Annotated in this window: 13 protein-coding genes; 6 read left to right on the top strand and 7 right to left on the bottom strand. The window is 67.4% G+C overall.

The genetic code is table 11. The features are described from left to right. Window positions 1-65 precede the first annotated feature (65 nt). Both ACREYQ_RS23120 and ACREYQ_RS23115 read left to right on the top strand, forming a co-directional pair. On the top strand, window positions 66-797 hold the full coding sequence (locus ACREYQ_RS23120) for a YceH family protein (RefSeq protein WP_432262480.1): 732 nt from the start codon (window positions 66-68) through the stop codon (window positions 795-797). 25 nt (window positions 798-822) lie between these two features. Then, complete coding sequence (locus ACREYQ_RS23115) at window positions 823-1,002, top strand: hypothetical protein (RefSeq protein ID WP_432262479.1); 180 nt, start codon at window positions 823-825, stop codon at window positions 1,000-1,002. Here ACREYQ_RS23115 and ACREYQ_RS23110 read toward each other — a convergent pair. From ACREYQ_RS23110 to ACREYQ_RS23100, 3 genes are read right to left on the bottom strand one after another with little or no spacing between them, the layout of a single operon-like run. Further along, the gene (locus tag ACREYQ_RS23110; protein ID WP_432262478.1) at window positions 974-1,768 is read right to left on the bottom strand and encodes a MetQ/NlpA family ABC transporter substrate-binding protein; all 795 of its coding nucleotides are present in this window, start codon (window positions 1,766-1,768) and stop codon (window positions 974-976) included. The two genes, ACREYQ_RS23115 and ACREYQ_RS23110, sit on opposite strands and share 29 nt — an antisense overlap. Further along, window positions 1,761-2,801, bottom strand: a complete 1,041-nt coding sequence (locus tag ACREYQ_RS23105; RefSeq protein WP_432262477.1) for a formylglycine-generating enzyme family protein — start codon at window positions 2,799-2,801, stop codon at window positions 1,761-1,763. The genes ACREYQ_RS23110 and ACREYQ_RS23105 overlap by 8 nt, the downstream gene beginning before the upstream one ends. 11 nt (window positions 2,802-2,812) lie before the next feature. Further along, window positions 2,813-4,801 (bottom strand): arylsulfatase, encoded by a 1,989-nt coding sequence (locus ACREYQ_RS23100; protein WP_432262476.1) that lies wholly within the window; start codon window positions 4,799-4,801, stop codon window positions 2,813-2,815. 271 nt (window positions 4,802-5,072) lie between these two features. On the opposite strand from ACREYQ_RS23100, the gene ACREYQ_RS23095 reads away from it, so the two are divergent. Together ACREYQ_RS23095 and ACREYQ_RS23090 are read left to right on the top strand one after the other, a co-directional pair. Then, a complete protein-coding gene (locus tag ACREYQ_RS23095; protein WP_432262475.1) occupies window positions 5,073-5,975 on the top strand; it encodes a patatin-like phospholipase family protein in 903 nt (300 codons plus the stop codon). 129 nt (window positions 5,976-6,104) lie between these two features. Beyond that, complete coding sequence (locus tag ACREYQ_RS23090; protein ID WP_432262474.1) at window positions 6,105-6,704, top strand: TetR/AcrR family transcriptional regulator; 600 nt, start codon at window positions 6,105-6,107, stop codon at window positions 6,702-6,704. A gap of 2 nt (window positions 6,705-6,706) precedes the next feature. Here ACREYQ_RS23090 and ACREYQ_RS23085 read toward each other — a convergent pair whose 3' ends face one another. The 3 genes from ACREYQ_RS23085 to ACREYQ_RS23075 form a co-directional block, all read right to left on the bottom strand. After that, entirely contained in the window at window positions 6,707-7,213 is a 507-nt protein-coding gene (locus ACREYQ_RS23085; RefSeq protein WP_432262473.1) for a hypothetical protein, read from the bottom strand. Window positions 7,214-7,461: 248 nt separating this feature from the next. After that, window positions 7,462-8,139 carry an Hpt domain-containing protein gene (locus ACREYQ_RS23080; protein ID WP_432262472.1) on the bottom strand — a complete coding sequence of 226 codons (678 nt, stop codon included), beginning with the start codon at window positions 8,137-8,139 and terminating at the stop codon, window positions 7,462-7,464. A 25-nt stretch (window positions 8,140-8,164) separates the two neighbouring features. After that, on the bottom strand, window positions 8,165-8,788 hold the full coding sequence (locus tag ACREYQ_RS23075) for a response regulator (RefSeq protein WP_432262636.1): 624 nt from the start codon (window positions 8,786-8,788) through the stop codon (window positions 8,165-8,167). 506 nt (window positions 8,789-9,294) lie between these two features. Here ACREYQ_RS23075 and ACREYQ_RS23070 point away from each other — a divergent pair. Continuing rightward, a complete protein-coding gene (locus ACREYQ_RS23070) occupies window positions 9,295-11,430 on the top strand; it encodes an ATP-binding protein (RefSeq protein WP_432262471.1) in 2,136 nt (711 codons plus the stop codon). A gap of 10 nt (window positions 11,431-11,440) precedes the next feature. On the opposite strand, the gene ACREYQ_RS23065 is transcribed toward ACREYQ_RS23070, so the two are convergent. Continuing rightward, the gene (locus ACREYQ_RS23065; protein ID WP_432262470.1) at window positions 11,441-11,914 is read right to left on the bottom strand and encodes an Lrp/AsnC family transcriptional regulator; all 474 of its coding nucleotides are present in this window, start codon (window positions 11,912-11,914) and stop codon (window positions 11,441-11,443) included. Window positions 11,915-12,152: 238 nt separating this feature from the next. On the opposite strand from ACREYQ_RS23065, the gene hppD reads away from it, so the two are divergent. Further along, window positions 12,153-13,232, top strand: a complete 1,080-nt coding sequence (gene hppD, locus ACREYQ_RS23060) for a 4-hydroxyphenylpyruvate dioxygenase (RefSeq protein WP_432262469.1) — start codon at window positions 12,153-12,155, stop codon at window positions 13,230-13,232. Window positions 13,233-13,246: the final 14 nt, after the last annotated feature.

Below are 13,246 nucleotides of genomic sequence, written 5' to 3'. Positions count from 1 at the left end.
TGGGATTGAATGAGCGCCTCGGCGTGGCGGCATCCGCCGCCCCCGTCAGCAAACAACAAGCCTTGATGCATTCCTACCCTGATTCCGACGCCAGCGAGCCTGGCGACCGTCGCGCCCGTCCGGCGCTACGCCCCCTGACCCCTGCGGAAGGCCGCGTGCTCGGCGTGCTGGTCGAGAAACAGCACACCGTGCCCGATACCTACCCGCTGTCGCTCAATGCGCTGGCCTCGGGCTGCAACCAGAAGACCGCCCGCGCCCCGGTGATGAACGTCAGCGAGGCCGAGATCATGGAGGCCATCGACGGCCTCAAGGGCCTGAGCCTGGTCTTTGAAGGCAGCAGCAGCCGCGTGCCGCGCTTCGAGCACAATATGCAGCGCGTGCTGGCCGTGCCCAAACAGTCTGTCGCGCTGCTGGCCATGCTGCTGCTGCGCGGCCCGCAAACCGCCGCGGAGTTGCGCCTGAACACCGCGCGCCTGCACGGCTTTGCCGATATCTCGTCGGTGGAAGCGTTCCTTGACGAACTGGCCAGCCACGCACCGCCCTTTGTGGTCCGGCTGCCTCGCGCCCCGGGCGCGCGCGAAAACCGCTGGATGCACCTGCTCAGTGGCGAAGTCAGCGCCGCAGCGGCTGACGAGGATTCCGTGCGCGCGACGGACGGCGCCACGGCTTCGCCGGGCGAAATCGAACAGCTGCGCGCCGGGCAACAGGCCCTGACCGACAAGGTGGCGAAGCTGCAAGGCCTGGTCGAACACATGGCCGGGCAACTCGGCATCTCCGTGGACGAGTTTCTCGACTAAGCCACGCCCCTGCGCAATCCCGGCCATGCCGCTACTAGCCAAGGCAGGCGAGCGGGGTAAATTCCTGGCGGTTAATTGCGTAATTGACGATCGAAAACGCGCCTTGCACGAGTTGCAGCACTTGCCGCAGGCCCTGCAGTGGAACGACGCCACCGCCGCGCCGGTGTCCTGTGCCATCACCATGGCCGCCGCACCGAATCGTTGAAGCGAGTCAGGATGAAGCCCTTTACCGTATCGGCGTGCAGACTGCGCACGGTGGCGGCCACCCACGGCGCCTCGCGGTCCTGTGCACGCACGGCCAGCACATTGGCAAACGGCACGCGCGCGTCCTCCATGCCGATGGCGTCGCGCGCGGGCGCCAGGCCCGCAGCGGCCGCCGCATCGAACGGCATCGCCACCAACGCGGTGTTGGCAAGCGCCGGTGCCAGCCGCGCCTGCGCCAGGGACTGAAACTTCAGCCGGCGCGGGTTGGCACGGATGTCGGCGAGCCGCGGTTGCAGCCCTGCCGACGTATCCAGCCGGATCAGCCCATGGTGATGCAGCAGCAGCAAGGCGCGGCCCTGCCCTTCGGCATCGGCAGGCAACGCCACGCTGGCACCCGCAGGCAACGCCGCCAGCCGGTCCGCATTTCGCGAGTAGAGCCCCATGGGGTAGGTCACGGTATGGGCGACCGCAACCAGCGCGCTGCGCCCGCTGGCGTGCACGCGCGCCAGCGCCGGCGCATGCTGCGCGATGCTGGCATCGATGCGCCCGGCCACAAGCGCGGCGCCGGCCTGCGCGCCATCAGCAAAGCGCACTGACTCGATACGCACCCCATTTCTCAGCCCGGTGGCTTGCGCCGCGGCCAGCAGTTCGGCATCGGCATCGCGCGCCACGCCGATCCGCACGATGCGCGCCCCCTGCCCCTCGGCTGCGCTTGCCAGCGCCATCAGCGCCAGGCCAGCCAGCAAAATCCGTCGTCGATCAACCATCGCGCAACACCGTCCTGAAGCCGATATGCGACGCGGGCAGGTCGCTCTCGGCCGGTTCGCGCGCCGACGCCCGGTAGCGCACGCAGAAGTCCGGCGCGCACAGGAACGAGCCGCCCTTGATGACGGCACTGCGTGCCGCCCGCTGCCTGCCGGCAACCGCCGCGGTATCGCCATTGGCATGCGACTGCCGCGGCCCGGTGTAGGGGTCGGCGGTCCATTCCCAGGCGTTGGCGATCATGTCGTACAGCGCGAAGCCGTTCGGCGCATAGCACCCCACCGGCGCCAGCCCGGCAAAGCCGTCGCGCGAAGTGTTCAGCACCGGAAACACGCCCTGCCAGTAGTTGGCCGTGGGCGTGCCGTCAGCCGTTTGCGGCGCGGTTTCCAGCGCGGCATCGCTGCGGCCGGCCTTGGCTGCGAACTCCCATTCATCCTCGGTCGGCAGCTCGCGCCCGAGCCAGCGCGCGTAGGCCAGCGCATCGGCCTGGGTCACCAGCGTGACCGGCTGGCTGGCACGTGCCTGCCAGCCGTCGCCGCCCGCTTCCTGCCCCGCCGCGCGGCCTTGCGGATGACGCCAGTCGGCGCCGCGCGCCATCGACCACCATGCATACGGGCGCGCGCGCAACTCGGCGTCAGTGGGCTGATGGAAGACCACGGCGGCGCCCTGGCGCTCGGCATCGGTGACATAGCCGGTGGCCTGGACGAAGGCGGCAAACTGCGCCACCGTGACCTCGGTCTGGTCGATCCAGAACGGGCGCACGCGGACCTTGCCCGCCGGGCGTTCGTCGGGATAGCCCAGCGTCGTGCCCGGCACGAACTCGCCACCGGCCACACGCACCATGCCGGCAGTGCGCGACTGGCCCCAGCCTTGCGGCAGCCCGGCATACGCCGCGCACTGCTGCGGCGTGCCGAGTTGCGCGCGATGCGCCGTGCCGCCGGCCGGTACCGCCAGCGTCGCCGCCAGCCCGCCGGCAAAGGCCAGCGCAGCGACCGCGGTCATCGCCGGCACGCGCCAGGACTTTGCCTTGAGCTTCATGCCTGCCCCGGTCAGTAGATCATTCCCGGCACCTTGGGCAGCACCGCACCCACCCTGGCCGCATAGTCGCTCCACCTCGCCTTCAGGTCTGCCAGCACGTCAGGCCGCTGCGCCGCCAGGTCGTTGGTTTCGCCACGGTCCGCGCGGATGTCGTACAGCGTCCATTCGCCATGCGCCGGTCCGAACGGCGGCTCGATCCACATTGCCTTCCAGTTGTCGCTGTAGACATAGGTGCGGCCGTACAGCTCTTCGGCAAAGGTGGTGCGGCCGGTGGCCTCGGCCTTGCCCTGCAGCGCCGGCAACAGCGATACCCCGGTGATCGGATAGACATTGCGGCCGTCGTACACCACCTTGCCGGCATTGCGGTTCACGCCCTTGCTGTCGTACAGCGGTGCGGCAGGCGTCGATGGCGCGCTGATGCCGGCCAGTTCCAGGAAGGTCGGCGCCAGGTCGACCACATGCGTGAAGGCCGCCACCTTCGGCTGCGACGCCACCGGTGCCGCGCCCGGCAGCTTGACGATGGTCGGCACCGAGTGGCCGCCCTCGGACGGGAACGACTTCCACAGCTTGAACGGCGTGGCGCTGACTTCGGCCCAGCGCTGGCCGTAGTCCAGGTTGGCGCGGCCCTTATAGTCAGGCGTGCCCAGCGTGGGGAACACGGCGGGATCGGCATTGCGCAGGTTGTACGACTGGTCGTAGTTGCCGCCGAATTCGTAGTAGCTGGCCTCCGGTCCGTTGTCGGACTGGAACACGATCACCGTGTTGTCGTATTCGCCGATGTCCTTCAGGTGCTGCACCACGCGGCCGATGTTGTCGTCCAGGTTCTCGACCATGGCCGCGTAGATTTCCATGTAACGGGCCTGCGCCTTCCTCTCGTCCGCGCTCAGGTTGTCCCACTTCTTGTTCGCGTTCATCACGCGCGTATCCACGCCGCCCTGCGCCGCGCTGCGCGTGGCCGACACATAGCTGGCCTGCGCCGTGCCCCAGTTGGGCGTGGCCGGCGTGACCGCCTGCGTCTCGTCGCGGCCGGGGTTGGGCGTGAAGTCGGCGGGGATCAGGCCCAGCGCCTTCTGGCGCGCCAGCCGTGCGGCGCGGATGGGCTCATAGCCAGCGTCGTACACGCCCTTGTAGCGGTCGAGGTAGGCCGCCGCTGCCTGCAGCGGCGAGTGCGGGGCCTGGTAGGTCAAGTAGGCGAAGAACGGCTTGCCGTCGGCATTCCTGCCCGTGCTGGAATCGATGTAGCGCAGGATCGTGCTGGTATAGAAGTCCGTCGAATAGAAATTGGTGGTGTTGGGCGTGACGTAGTGGGCGTCTTCCACATAGGCCGTGGCGCCGTTGCGGCCGAAGTGGTCGCCGCCGCCGCCCAGCAGTGCATAGCTCTTCTCGAAGCCCCACGAGACCGGCGTCTGGCCCGGTGCCGTGGTGCCCACCGCCGTGCCCTGGTTGGTGGCATTGGGCAGGCCGCTGCCCAGGTGCCACTTGCCGGCCATATAGGTGTGGTAGCCGCCATCCTTGAGCAGCTGCGCGATCGACAGCGCGCGGTCGTTCAGGTACCCCTCATAGCCGGGAATGGGCTTGCCGTTCTCGTCGATGTAGTTGGCGTCGGTGTTGGCCATGGTGCCCTGCCCGACCAGGTGGTGGTCGGTGCCGGAGATGATCATCGAACGCGTGACCGCGCACACCGCCGCGGTGTGGTGGTTGGCCAGCAGCCGGCCGTCGCGCACCAGCTTGTCCAGGTTGGGCGTGCGGATCTCGCTGCCAAAGGCGCCCAGGTCCGAATAGCCGAGGTCATCGGCCATGATGAACAGGATGTTGGGGCGCCGTGCCGCCTGCGGCGGCGTCGTTGGCTGGATCGTCGAAGGCTCGCCGGCACTGGCCGGGGGGTTGTCGTCGCTGCCGCAGCCAGCGGCCAGCGTCAGCACGCCCAGGCACGCGGCGGCCAGCAGCCGGCGCCTGGGGGCGTGAGAGGTTCGAAGGGACGCTGCTCTGCTTGTTGTCATACGCCTGTCTCGCTTCAGTGGGATGGCTCGGGAAAGGCGTCATCCTAAGAACGCGTCACGCATCACAGAACGAATGCTTTCGCATATGCTTTTGCGCGGGACAACCAAGGCAGGCCGGACAAGCGCTGGCCGGGTCTATCACGTCTGCGTGATAACGGGGATGCCCCGCCCGCCCGCGCGCCAAGGCCCCTGCCGCCGCCCTGCCCGCCGGCGTGGATGTCGCCTATCCTTTGCTCAGGACAGCAGACAGGAAAAGGAGACCGGCGCAGCCATGGACAAGACAGCCTTTGTATTTGCCGGCGGCGGCAGCCTGGGCGCCATCCAGGTCGGCATGCTGCGCGAACTGGTGGCGTGGGGCGTGATGCCCGATATCGTGATCGGCGCCTCGGCCGGCGCCATCAACGGCGCCTACTTTGCCTGCAATCCGGGCGTGGCCGGCGCCGGCCGGCTCGACACGCTGTGGCGCGGCATCCGGCGCTCGGACATCCTGCCGTGGAGCTGGCGCAGCGTGTGGAGCATGTTCGGCGGCAACCGCGGCCACCTGGTAGAGGCGGCGGGGCTGCGCGGTCTGCTGGCCCAGCACTTCGGGCCGCGGCGGCTGGAGGCGGCGGAACTGCCGCTGCATGTGGTGGCCACCGACATGCAAAGCGGCGACGAAGTGCTGCTGTCCAGCGGCAGCATCGTCGATGCGGTGCTGGCCAGCGCGGCCATCCCCGGCGTGTTTCCCCCGGTGCAATTCGAAGGCCGCACGCTGATCGACGGCGGCGTGGCCAACAACACCCCGGTATCCACCGCGATCGGGCTGGGCGCCACGCGCGTGATCGTGTTGCCTGCGGGCTTCACCTGCGCCGAGCGGCGTCCGCCGCGCGGCGCACTGGAGCATGCGTTCAACGCGCTCTCGTTGCTGGTCGCGCGCCAGCTGGTGAACGACCTGCAGCACTTCGCCGACCGCGCGCAGATCAGCGTGGTGCCGCCGCTGTGCCCGCTCGATATCTCGCCTTACGACTATTCCAAATGCGGCGAACTGATCGACCGCGCCGCGGCCATGACCGCGCAGTGGCTGCAAGGCAAGGGCCTGGACAGCCAGCACATACCGAGCGCGCTGGCACCGCATTCGCACGACGAAGCGGCACCCAGCTGCAGCGCCGATATCCCGGCGGCTGCGCCCCACTGACGCCGCTCGGCGCAGAGCTTGCGGTCCATCGCAACTGCAACTCGGCTCGGAACGGAATGGAATGGATCGCCGCATGGCGGTGCGGCGGGCGCAGCAAACCGCCGGCCCAGCATTGCTACAATCCGTCACATGCCCACCCAAGCCGAACGCAGCGCCAGCACCCGCCAGTCCCTGATCGACGCCGCCGCGACCCTGCTCATCGAGCAAGGCTACGCAGCCTTTTCGGAAGCCCGCGTCTGCGAGCTCGCCGGCAGCAGCCGCGGCTCATTGCGGCATCATTTCCCCGAAGGGCGCTATGACCTGCTGCCGGCGATGCTGACCTGGCTGCTGGAACGCGAAGCGGCCCGCCTGGCCGCACTGGGCCCGCTTGGCCCTTCGCTGCGTCTGCACCTGATGCTGCATATCCTGGCGAGCCGCCCGCAGCGGCATGTATCGTTGGCCATCCTGGAAGTCTGGATGGCAACGCGCGGAGATACCCGCCTGGCCACGGCCGTGCACGCGCCGCTGGCGGCAGTGCCGCAGATGCTGTTCGGCGAGCCGCCGGACACCCCGCCGCAACCTGAATGGCTGGCGCTGCGTTGCTTCCTGCACGGCGCCACCCTGCACAGTTTTGCGTCCGGCTACGACGGCCGGGCTTTGTCCGAAGCAGTACGCTGGCTGATCGCGCGACTGCCGGCCCCCGACGGGCTGGACGCCGCGCTGGCGCGCATGCACGCGGCGCCGCGTTAGTGTCAAGGCAACCGCGCCAGCAACCGGTCGGCTAGCGTCGGCGGCAACGCCAGGCGCCCTTTCCTGCCCGGTGCTGCGGGATCGAACACCACGGCCTGGCCGTCCCAGCTGAACTGCACCGGCCCGGTGCTGGTGAAGGTACGATGGGCCAGCAGGCGGTCGCGCTCCGGCCCGTAGATGCGCAACAGCACCCGTTCACGGCCCAGGTAGCAATATTCCGCCGCGTAGCGGGCGGCCGCATCCACCGCGGGCAAACGGCGGCAGTTGTGCGCGCCGGCCCGCTCCGAGGCACCGTGGCCATAGACGATGGCGGTCCAGATGCCGCCGAGGGCCAGCAGCCGCCCGGCACTGACCAGGGCCATGCGCCGGGCACGGGTCTTGCGCCCGTCGGCGGCTGCCATCACGTAACAGACCGCGCGAAACGCGGCCAGCCCCAGCAGCAGCAATGCCACCGCGGCCAGGTGGAAATAGAACGCCGAATCCGGCATTGACGCCATGACCTGGGCCACGCCCCCCGCCTCCCTTCCCGGAAAATACCGGCAGCCCCCGGAATTGAAAATCCGGCCGCATGCGGCGCCGCCAGTATCCGCGCCACATTAACCCCGCCTTGAATCAGTTCCGTCTCAAATTAATCGGCACCGCTTATTCCCGGATATTGAAAATTGGTGCCGACATGGATTCCAGAATAATCAACCGAAGGCATTGCGCCAATTCGGTGTAATCCCTGCCCGGTATTTTTTCGACGGCAGCCTGTCGATCATTCCGCTGCCGGCAGGGTGGCAAGCAGGCCGAGCAGCCGCACCATTGTCGGCTCCACGATCGCCACCAGCGCTGTGGCGGTGGCGGCGTCGCCGTCGCGGGCAGCGTGTTCCAGCCGCTGCGCCATCAGCCGCAGCGCATGGCAGCCGACGTAGTGCGCGGAAGCTTTGAGCCGGTGGGCGATGCCTCGCACCATAGCCAGGTCATCCGCTGCCGCCTGCAATTGCGCCAGGTCGATCCGGGTCGAGCTCATCAGGGCCTGCACCAGCTCCGCGGCAAACGCTGGATTGCCGAAAGTCTGCGCGGCGATGGCCTGCGCGACACCCGCGGCCTCGCGCACGGTGAGTGCAAGATAGTGCTGGCTGGCCAGCAGGCCAAGGATAGCGGCTTCAGTCACTGGTTCGCGCAGGCAAGCCACTCCGGCCTCGCTGCAAGCGCGCGCGTGCACCGCCCCTGGCGCCAGCACCAGGGCGCAGACGGCGGCGCCGCGCCATGCGCCCAGCAGGGTGTCGGGAATTCCGGTGCCGGCATCGGCAATCACCAGGCCAATGTCCGCGGTGGCAGACGGCACGGGCATGCCCGTCTGCACCGCAAAGCCGAGGTCGCGCAGGATCCGGGCGACACTGTCTACCCAATGCGTGTCACCGGGAACGGCAAGCAACAGCGCGCCATTCATGGACAGCTCATTGGCAGCCTCGCCACTACCCGACCGCAATATGGTTGCGCCGTGCAAAATCGATGACATCGACGATCGATCTCGCCCCCAGCTTTTCCATGACCCGGGTCTTGTGCGTGCTGACTGTCTTGTTGGAAATAAACAGGACTTCGCCGATTTCCTTGTTGGACATGCCCTTGGCAAGCATCTGCATCACCACCAGTTCCTTGTCGGAAAGCGTGGCCAGGCGCTCGGCTTCCCCGGCATCCCCGGATTTTCCGTGGCCGATCTCCGGCATCACCGTATAGCCGGCCAGCACGGATTCGGCGCACCGGACGATCTCGGCCAGTTCCTGTGTCTTGCTGACAAAGCCATGGGCGCCGGCCTGGCGCGCGCGCGGAGCGAATGTGTTCTGGTCCTGGCCGGAAATGACCAGGATGCGCACCGCCGGATGACTGGCCTTGAGGCGGGGAATCACGTCCAGCCCATTGATCTTGGGGATATCCAGATCCAGGATCACCACGTCGGGAGTGTATTGGCGCACGATCTCGATGGCGGCCTGGCCATTGTCGGCCTCCAGCACGTGGGTCACGCCCAGCACCTGGGACAGGTGCGTCTTGAGTACTACCCGCACGGGTGGGTGGTCATCGACGATCAGGATTGTGGGCACAGCTTGAACTCCATAGCAAAGCGCCTCGATGTCCGGGCGACTGAGCACATCATTGTGCTCAGCAATTGCGCCGGACGGCACCAGAAATTTCCGAGGGACGATTCGTTTCTTCTGATAACCCGGCCATACCCATGGCAGACCGGCAGTCACGTGATCCACGGCGGGCATGCCAGATCATAACGCCGCCGTCACACCCAGGAACGCCATCCCGCGAAGTCAGCGATCAAGGCTTTTCGGTGACATGAGCGCGATCCGGTTGCAGCCATGGGGGCGCCCGCTTCCGCTCCCCCTGGGGCGCCACAGGGGCAGGCCGCGATTAAAACACCACCAAGATTGTGTCCGATATGTGACGTGAAAGGCGTCGGGCGGACGTGATTCCGAAATTTCCCCCTCAATTTCAGATTCGTCTTAATGAGCTGACGAGGCCGCGCGCCTAGAGTGAAGACACTTCACTTTCTTTGCCAACCCGCTTGCCGTTCCACCCACACTCCCCCGCCACATCGGCTTTGGCCACCACGCCCCCGCATCGCGCTGCTGACAGTTCGGCCCTGCCTGCCACGCCGCAAGCACCGGCCGGCTGGATCGTCCGGGCGCGGCGCCGCGCGGCGCGCGGCTGGCGGCTGACGTGCGCCGCAGCGTGGTGCGCTGGCCTGTCGGTCTGCGCCTGCGCCGGGCCGCTGGCGGCAGCAGCGCAAACGTCCGGTGCAAGCCCATCCCCGCCGGCGCAACCGGTGCTGGAGATCCCCGCGTGGGCGCCGGGGATGGCGCTGGCAACGCCAGCAAGGCACCAGCCGCATATGCGGCTGCTGGGCTGGTCCACCGCCCTGTTCTGCTGCGTCACGCCATGCCTGCTGATCTGGATCCTTGCCCTGTACCGCGAGGTACGCCGTCGCCGGGCCGCTGAAAATGCGCTGAAGGACAGCGTCGCGATCCAGTCGGCCTTGCTCGACGGCATTCCCCAGCCGGTCTACCTGCGCGACGCCTCGCTGCGCCTCATCACCTGCAACCGCAGCTATGAAGAACTGCTGGGCGCCACGCGCGACACACTGCGCGGGCAGCCGCTGGACGCCACCCTGCAGGCCCACCCCGTTGCCGTGGACATGGCGGAAGTGGCGCGCGACTACCGCAAGGTAATCGAAGACGGCGAGCCGCTGCTCAAGGACAGGTGCCTGCGCCTGGGCGGGCGCATTCACCATGTGCTGAACTGGCTGACACCGCTGCGCGGCGCCGATGGCAGCGTCAAGGGCCTGGCCGGCGGCTGTGTGGACCTGACCGAGCGCCATGACATGCTGGCCGAACTGGCACACGCCAAGGCCGAAGCCGAAGCCGCCAACCGCGCCAAGTCCACCTTCCTGGCGTCGGTCAGCCATGAGATCCGCACCCCGATGAATGCCATCACCGGCATGCTGGAGCTGACGCTGGCGCGTTGCCAGCTGTCGGAGGAGCAGCGCCTGCAACTGGTCACCGCGCACAAGTCGGCGCTGGGCCTGCTGGCACTGATCGACGACATCCTGGACCTGTCCAAGCTGGAGGCGGGCAAATTCAGCATCCACCCGGCGCCTGCATCGCTGTCAGGGCTGGTCAAGGACACCCTGCTGATCTTCGGCCCGGTGGCCGCACAGAAAGGCCTGCCCCTGACCAGCGGCATCGGCGCCGCGCTCGTACCGTTGCATCAGGTCGACGCGCTGCGATTCCGGCAGATCCTGGCCAACCTGGTGTCCAATGCGGTGCGCTTTACGGACACCGGCACGATCCACGTCAGGCTCGACGCGCAAGCGCCCCACGACGGCAAACAGCAAGTCATGCTGACCGTCTCCGACACCGGCATCGGCATCCCTGCCGCGGCCCAGGCGCGGTTGTTCGAACCGTTCGAGCAGGTGCACGGGCGCTCGCACCCGCGGGCGGGCGGCACTGGCCTGGGCCTGGCGATCTGCCGGCGCCTGGCCAGCGCAATGGGTGGCCAGATCACGCTGACCAGCCAGCCTGGCCGGGGCACGCGCGTGGTGGTGTCACTGCCGCTGACGGTTGCCGTCGCGGCAGAGCCGGCGGAACCGGCGGCGCCCTTGCCCATGGCCGGCTGCGCGCGGCGCCAGGCCTGCATCCTGGTGATCGACGACCACGCGCCCAACCGGCTGCTGCTGCAGCGCCAGCTGGAACACCTGGGCCACCGCGTGAGCACCGCCTGCGACGGGCGCGAGGCGCTGGCCAGTCTGGACCGTGGCAGTTTCGACGTGATCGTCTGCGACTGCGCCATGCCGGTCATGGACGGCCTGGATTTCACGCGCGCCGTGCGGGCCCGCGCAGACGCGCACGGCCGCGTACCGATCATCGGCTGCACGGCCAGCGCCGTCACCGGCGACCACGCCGCGGCCCTGGCTGCGGGCATGAACGCCGTGATCGTCAAGCCGGTTGGCCTGCAGGCGCTCGATGCCGCGGTCTCGCAGGCCTGCGCCGGCGGGGTCCAGCCGCAAACGGTGGCCGTGCCAGTGGCGGGGCTGGCGGCGCGCAGTGCGCCTGAGTCCGGCAACCTGCCCGATCAGGGCACTCACTGCGGCGTCACGCCCGGCTCGCGGCCATCCTGGTGCGCCGTGTGCCGCGCCATGAATGTCCAGTGCGACCGGCGCGACGCGCAGCCGGACTGAACCGCCGGCTTCAGCCTTCCATCGGCACCGCGCTGGTGCACTTGATCTCATCCAGGCACACGCTGGACTTCACGCCGCTGACGCCCGGAATCCGCATCAGCGTGTCGAGCAGGAAGTCGGACAAGGATTTCAGGTCCTTGGCGACCACCTTGAGCACGTAGTCGATATCACCGGTCACGGAGAAGCATTCCTGGATCTGCGCCAGTTCCGCCACCAGGCGCTTGAAGTTGGACAGGTCGCGAATATGGCCGCGTTCCATCGTCACATGGATAAAGGCGACCACGCCGAAGCCCAGTGCGGCCGCGTCCAGCCGTGCTTCATAGCGCTTGACCAGCCCGGCCTCTTCCAGGCGTCGGTGGCGGCGCAAAGTCTGCGCCGGTGACAGCGCGATCGCCTCGGCCAGTTCCAGGTTGGAAGCCCGCCCCTGCTCCTGCAACACCCCCAGCAAGCGGCGATCGGTACGGTCCAGTTCGATCGATTGCACTTTGATTTCCTCATCTCAGCGATTCAAGCAATTCGATTTCATAATCTAGGGTTTCCCTGCCTGTTTTACGAAATCCAATTTTGTCGTCAGGAATATACACTGCATCCCAAGCAAGCGCACTACAGGCCTGTCCTGTCGCAGGTTTGTGCCGAGCCGGGTAGCACCGGCCCGACCTCATAAGCAAGTGCTGCTGCCACAATATTATTTCCCGCCCCTTCTAGTTCTTACTGAGTAAGCCATGGCCGACCTGTTTGACAACCCGATGCAGCTGATGGGCTTCGAATTCGTGGAATTCGCCTCGCCCACCCCCAACGTGCTTGAGCCGCTGTTCGAGCAGATGGGCTTCACGCTGGTGGCAAAGCACCGCTCCAAGGACGTGGTGCTGTACCGCCAGGGCGACGTGAACTTCATCGTCAACCGCGAGCCGCACAGCCACGCCGCCTACTTTGCCGCCGAGCATGGCCCGAGCGCCTGCGGCATGGCTTTCCGCGTCAAGGATTCGCACAAGGCCTACGCCCGCGCGCTGGAACTGGGCGCCCAGCCGGTGGAGATCCCGACCGGCCCGATGGAACTGCGCCTGCCCGCGATCAAGGGCATCGGCGGCGCCCCGTTGTACCTGATCGACCGCTTCGAGGAAGGCAAGTCGATCTATGACATCGACTTCGAGTTCATCGAGGGCGTCGACCGCCACCCGGTCGGCCACGGCCTCAAGCTGATCGACCACCTGACCCACAACGTCTACCGTGGCCGCATGGCTTATTGGGCCAACTTCTACGAAAAACTGTTCAACTTCCGCGAAATCCGCTACTTCGACATCCAGGGCGAATACACTGGCCTGACCTCCAAGGCCATGACCGCGCCGGATGGCAAGATCCGCATTCCGCTGAACGAGGAATCGTCCAAGGGCGCCGGCCAGATCGAAGAGTTCCTGATGGCCTTCAACGGCGAAGGCATCCAGCACATCGCCTTCCTGACCGACAACCTGATCGAGGTCATCGACCGCCTGCAACTGGCAGGCGTGCCGCTGATGACCGCGCCGAACGACTACTACTACGAGGCGCTGGAGACGCGCCTGCCCGGCCACGGCCAGCCCGTCGAGCAACTGAAGTCGCGCGGCATCCTGCTGGACGGCACCACGGAAGGCGGCAAGCCCCGACTGCTGCTGCAGATCTTCTCCAAGACCGCGCTCGGGCCGGTGTTCTTCGAGTTCATCCAGCGCCGCGGCGACGAAGGCTTCGGCGAAGGCAACTTCAAGGCACTGTTCGAGTCGCTGGAACGCGACCAGATCGAACGCGGCACGCTCAAGGTCGACGCCTGACCGGCATCGGCCCT

Source organism: Cupriavidus sp. TMH.W2, assembly GCF_050847365.1.
GTDB lineage: Bacteria > Pseudomonadota > Gammaproteobacteria > Burkholderiales > Burkholderiaceae > Cupriavidus.
Note: the sequence above shows the minus strand (reverse complement) of the source record. Positions and strands in the feature narration are given on the sequence as shown.

Bases quoted from the DNA above. Each gene is read 5' to 3' on its own strand.
- ACREYQ_RS23120 (WP_432262480.1), top strand. From the start codon at position 66: ATGCATTCCTACCCTGATTCCGACGCCAGCGAGCCTGGCGACCGTCGC.
- ACREYQ_RS23115 (WP_432262479.1), top strand. From the start codon at position 823: ATGCCGCTACTAGCCAAGGCAGGCGAGCGGGGTAAATTCCTGGCGGTT.
- ACREYQ_RS23110 (WP_432262478.1), bottom strand. From the start codon at position 1,768: ATGGTTGATCGACGACGGATTTTGCTGGCTGGCCTGGCGCTGATGGCG.
- ACREYQ_RS23105 (WP_432262477.1), bottom strand. From the start codon at position 2,801: ATGAAGCTCAAGGCAAAGTCCTGGCGCGTGCCGGCGATGACCGCGGTC.
- ACREYQ_RS23100 (WP_432262476.1), bottom strand. From the start codon at position 4,801: ATGACAACAAGCAGAGCAGCGTCCCTTCGAACCTCTCACGCCCCCAGG.
- ACREYQ_RS23095 (WP_432262475.1), top strand. From the start codon at position 5,073: ATGGACAAGACAGCCTTTGTATTTGCCGGCGGCGGCAGCCTGGGCGCC.
- ACREYQ_RS23090 (WP_432262474.1), top strand. From the start codon at position 6,105: ATGCCCACCCAAGCCGAACGCAGCGCCAGCACCCGCCAGTCCCTGATC.
- ACREYQ_RS23080 (WP_432262472.1), bottom strand. From the start codon at position 8,139: ATGAATGGCGCGCTGTTGCTTGCCGTTCCCGGTGACACGCATTGGGTA.
- hppD (WP_432262469.1), top strand. From the start codon at position 12,153: ATGGCCGACCTGTTTGACAACCCGATGCAGCTGATGGGCTTCGAATTC.